The following is a 3,897-nucleotide window of genomic DNA, read 5'->3' on the forward strand; positions in this document are numbered from 1 at the left end:
ACGCCAAGGCGATCGTGCCGTCGGCCAAGAAGGTCGGCGCTTTCGGTTCGAAGCTCGACGTGCCGCTCGGCCACATCAACGCCGCCTATGTGCGCAGCCATTTCGACGCCATGGAAGTCGGCATGTCCGATGGTCCGTGCCCCGACGAGATCCTGTTCTGCCTCGCCATGACTTGTGGCCCGCGCATCCACGATCGCATGGGTGGTCTCGCGGCCGATGACATCAAAGCCTGGGATGGGCTGCGGTGAGCGGCGAGGACAATCTGCTCAAGCTGGTCGAGGTCGAGGCGCCGGACGACCAGGATTACCTCCTGCAGGAGCAGGTCGGCTTCATCCTGCGCAAGGCGCATCAGCGCCATGTCGCGATCTTTGCCGCGCATATCGGCGATCTGACGCCGCCGCAATTCGCGGCGTTGGCCAAGCTGCGTGACGTCGGCGAGACCTCGCAGAACCAGCTCGGCACGCTGATCGCGATGGATGCGGCGACGGTGAAGGGCGTCATCGACCGGCTGAAGGCGCGCGGCCTGGTCGAGCTTTCCAGGCACGAGGTCGACAAAAGACGGCTGCTGGTCAATCTGACCGCGGCAGGCCGCGATGCCATCGAGCGCCTGATCCCGCTGGCGCGCGAGATCACAAAGGAGACGCTGGCGCCGCTCTCGGCCAAGGAGATCACCACCTTCATGAAGCTGCTGGTGAAGCTGGCTTAGACCCGCCGGGCGCCAAAGGAGGCACCCGGCAGGAAGTTTGCCTCAGAGGCCGTTGTCCTTCAGCACCTGGGCGGCGTTTTCCTTGGTGATCTTCTCGGTTGGCAGGGTAATGGTCTTTTCGACTTTCTCGCCGTTGAGGAACTTGATCGCCTGGCGCAGGCCTTCGGCACCGGGAGTGACATAGGTGAAGGTCGCCGTCAGCTCGCCCTTGTTCACCATCTGCACGCCTTCATTGGGCAGGCCGTCGATGCCGATGAACTTGATGTCCTTCTCGCGGCCGACATCCTTGGCGGCGAGATAGGCGCCATAGGCCATCGGGTCGTTGTGCCCGTAGACGAGATCGATCTTCTCGTTGCTCTTCAGCGCGTTGGCCATCAGATTGTAGGCCTGGTCCTGCTTCCAGTCGCCCGATTGCTGGTCGAGCAGATATTTGATGCCCGGCTCCTTGTCGGTGAATTCGTGAAAGCCGTCATGGCGGTCATGCGCCGGCTGGGTGCCCATGCCGCCCCAGATCTCGACGACATTGCCTGCAGCCTTGCCCTTGCCGCCCAGCAGTTCGACGGCATATTCGCCGGCCGCGCGGCCGATCAGCGCGTTGTCGCCGCCGACGAACTGCGTGTAGTCCTTGGTGTCGACATTGCGGTCGAGCACGAAGACCGGGATCTTGGCGTCGATCGCCTGCTGCACGACGCCGGTCAGGCCGGCCGATTCCTTCGGTGACACCAACAGCGCATCGACCTCCTGGCGGATCAGGTTCTCGACATCGGCGACCTGCTTTTCGGTCTTGTCCTCGCCGTCGGTGATGATCAGCTCGACCTCGGGGTGCTTGGCGGCTTCGGCCAGGATGTCCTTGTTGAACTGCGCGCGCCAGGGCTCGATGGTCGTCACCTGCGAGAAGCCGATCTTCCACTTCTTGTCCTGGGCATAGGCATTGCCGGTGGTCAGCAGCGCGGTGGTGGTCAGCAGTGCCGCGGTCACGGCGGCAAGCTTCAGCATGTCACGTCGTTTCATTTTTTGTTTCCTCCGAGATTGAGAGACGGTGTCTCTTGCGACGGCCGCTTTGCCGCGGCCGTTTCCTTGTGCGCCGATTGCCCGCCGGGCAGGCGCAGATAGGCCAGGAGATCACCGGCATTGCGCTCCTGCACGAGCACGGTGCCGATGATGATCATCCCCTTCAGCACCAGCTGAAGGTTCGAATTGATGTTGTGGAGCTGCAGGATGTTGGAGAGCAGACCGAAGATCAGCACGCCGCAGAACGTGCCGATGAGGCTGCCGCGCCCGCCCATCAGGCTGGTGCCGCCTATGACCACAGCGGCAATGGCGTCGAGCTCCAGCCCGGCGCCGGCATCCGGCTTGCCTTGCCGGTACTGCGCGACATAGAGCACGGCGGCAATGCCGGCGAGCAGCCCGGAGACGGCATAGGTGGCGATCTTGACGCGGCCGGCGGCGATGCCGGAGAGGCGCGCCGCCTCCTCGTTGCCGCCGATGGCATAGACATAGCGGCCGAACGGCGTGAAGCGCAGCACCGCGCCGTAGATCACGATGGCGCCGAGGAAGAACAGGCCCGGCATCGGGATGATGCCGAACACCAGCGAGCGCAGGATCTCGAAATCGGCGGTGGCGTTGGAGCCGGTATAGACCGGCAGCACCGCATTGTTCTGGCCGGCGGTCAGCCGTGCGATGCCGAGCGCCGTCACCATCATAGCCAGGGTGACGATGAAGGGCTGCAGCCGTCCGGCAACGATGATGAAGCCGTTGAGCGCGCCGAACAGCAAACCAACGCACGGCGCCACCAGCAGCACGCCGAGCACGCCGAATTTCGGCTCGATCTGCGGCAGCAGAAACCACAGCGACAGGCAGCACAAGACCACGCCGACGACGGCGGGCGTGATCAGGCCGCGAATCCCGTCCAGCCTGATCTCGCGGACGAGATCGGCGCCGGCACGGGACTTTGCCAGGTTCTGGAAGATGAAGCGGGTGACGACGAAACCGAGGCAAAGCGCCACCAGCGCGACGGTCGGCACGCCCAGCACGACGCCCGGCGTCACGCCTGGGACCGTCAGCAGCATGGCACAGACCACCGAGCAGATGGCCATCAGCGAGCCGACGGAGAGATCGATGCCGCCGGTGATGATGACAGCCGTCATGCCGGTGGCGATCAGCCCGGTGGTCGAGACCTGGCGCAGCACGTCGAGCAGGTTGCCGTAGGAGAGGAAGATGTTGTTGCCCTTGGAACTCATCGGCGAGCCCAGCACGCCGATCAGGAAGATGGCGATCAGGCCCCAATAGAGCTTGGTACGGGACAGGAGTTTCAGGGCAGTCATGCGGCTGGTCTCGATATGGTCCTGCGCGGGGCGGCGAGACGCATGATGGCCTCCTCGCTGGCCGCATCGCGGGAAAGAATGCCTGTCTGGCGGCCATCGGCCATCACCAGGATGCGGTCGGAGAGATGCAAAAGCTCCGGCAGTTCGGAGCTGATGACGGAGATGGCCAGTCCATCGCGCGCCAGCTTGAAGATCAGGTCGTAGATCTCGCGTTTGGCGCCGACATCGATGCCGCGCGTCGGCTCGTCCAGCAACAGCACCCTTGGCCTGGTCGCCAGCCACTTGCCGATGACGACCTTCTGCTGGTTGCCGCCGGACAGCGTGCCGGCAGGCTGGTCGATGTCCCGGCAGCGGATGCCGAGCGCCTTGACCGCCTGCCGCGCCAGCCCCTGCTCGGCGGCCAGCGAGCGGATGCCGAAGCGGGCCAGCGACCCGACCAGCGGCAGCGCGACATTGTCTGCGATCGAAGCCTGCAGATGCAGGCCTTGCGTCTTGCGGTCCTCGGTGACCAGTGCAATGCCCAGCCGCCTTGCGTCGCGGGGCGAACGGATATCCACAGGCCGGCCGTCGACCTGGATTTCGCCACCGGTGCGGCCATCGCTCGAGCCGAAGATCGCCTCCAGGATCTCGGTTCGGCCCGAACCCAGCAGCCCGCCAATGCCGAGGATCTCTCCGGCGGCAAGATCGAAGCCAACGCCGTCGATCACCGTGCGCCAGCCATGCGCATCGGGCTTCGACAGCGACAGGTTTTCGACCGAAAGCACAATGTTGCCGCCGGAGTGGCGCTCTTCCTGGGAGGAAGCGAGCAGGTTGCGTCCGACCATCGCCGAAATGATCGCATCGTCGTCCAGCCTGGCCAGCGGCGCG

The 3,897-nt window shown here is 64.7% G+C and carries 5 protein-coding genes; 2 read left to right on the forward strand and 3 right to left on the reverse strand.

What is annotated here, in order from left to right; genetic code table 11:
- Together ENZ74_RS24600 and ENZ74_RS24605 are read left to right on the forward strand one after the other, a co-directional pair.
- Positions 1–248 (forward strand): amino acid synthesis family protein (locus tag ENZ74_RS24600; RefSeq protein WP_164761181.1); only part of this gene is annotated, 248 nt, incomplete at its 5' end.
- Positions 245–706: a MarR family transcriptional regulator gene (locus tag ENZ74_RS24605; RefSeq protein ID WP_063169733.1), complete on the forward strand. Its 462-nt coding sequence runs from the start codon at positions 245–247 to the stop codon at positions 704–706. The genes ENZ74_RS24600 and ENZ74_RS24605, both read left to right, overlap by 4 nt.
- 42 nt (positions 707–748) lie before the next feature.
- Here the strand turns inward: ENZ74_RS24605 and ENZ74_RS24610 are convergent, their stop codons facing one another.
- The 3 genes from ENZ74_RS24610 to ENZ74_RS24620 form a co-directional block, all read right to left on the reverse strand.
- A complete protein-coding gene (locus tag ENZ74_RS24610) occupies positions 749–1,717 on the reverse strand; it encodes a substrate-binding domain-containing protein (protein WP_013528455.1) in 969 nt (322 codons plus the stop codon).
- Positions 1,714–3,030 (reverse strand): ABC transporter permease, encoded by a 1,317-nt coding sequence (locus ENZ74_RS24615; protein ID WP_013528456.1) that lies wholly within the window; start codon positions 3,028–3,030, stop codon positions 1,714–1,716. Before ENZ74_RS24615 ends, ENZ74_RS24610 begins: the two co-directional genes overlap by 4 nt.
- On the reverse strand, positions 3,027–3,897 hold an 871-nt coding region (locus ENZ74_RS24620; RefSeq protein ID WP_164761182.1), incomplete at its 5' end, for an ATP-binding cassette domain-containing protein. The genes ENZ74_RS24620 and ENZ74_RS24615, both read right to left, overlap by 4 nt.

The sequence above is a fragment of the Mesorhizobium sp. M7A.F.Ca.CA.002.15.2.1 genome (genome assembly GCF_003998715.1).
In the GTDB taxonomy this organism is placed as follows: domain Bacteria; phylum Pseudomonadota; class Alphaproteobacteria; order Rhizobiales; family Rhizobiaceae; genus Mesorhizobium; species Mesorhizobium ciceri.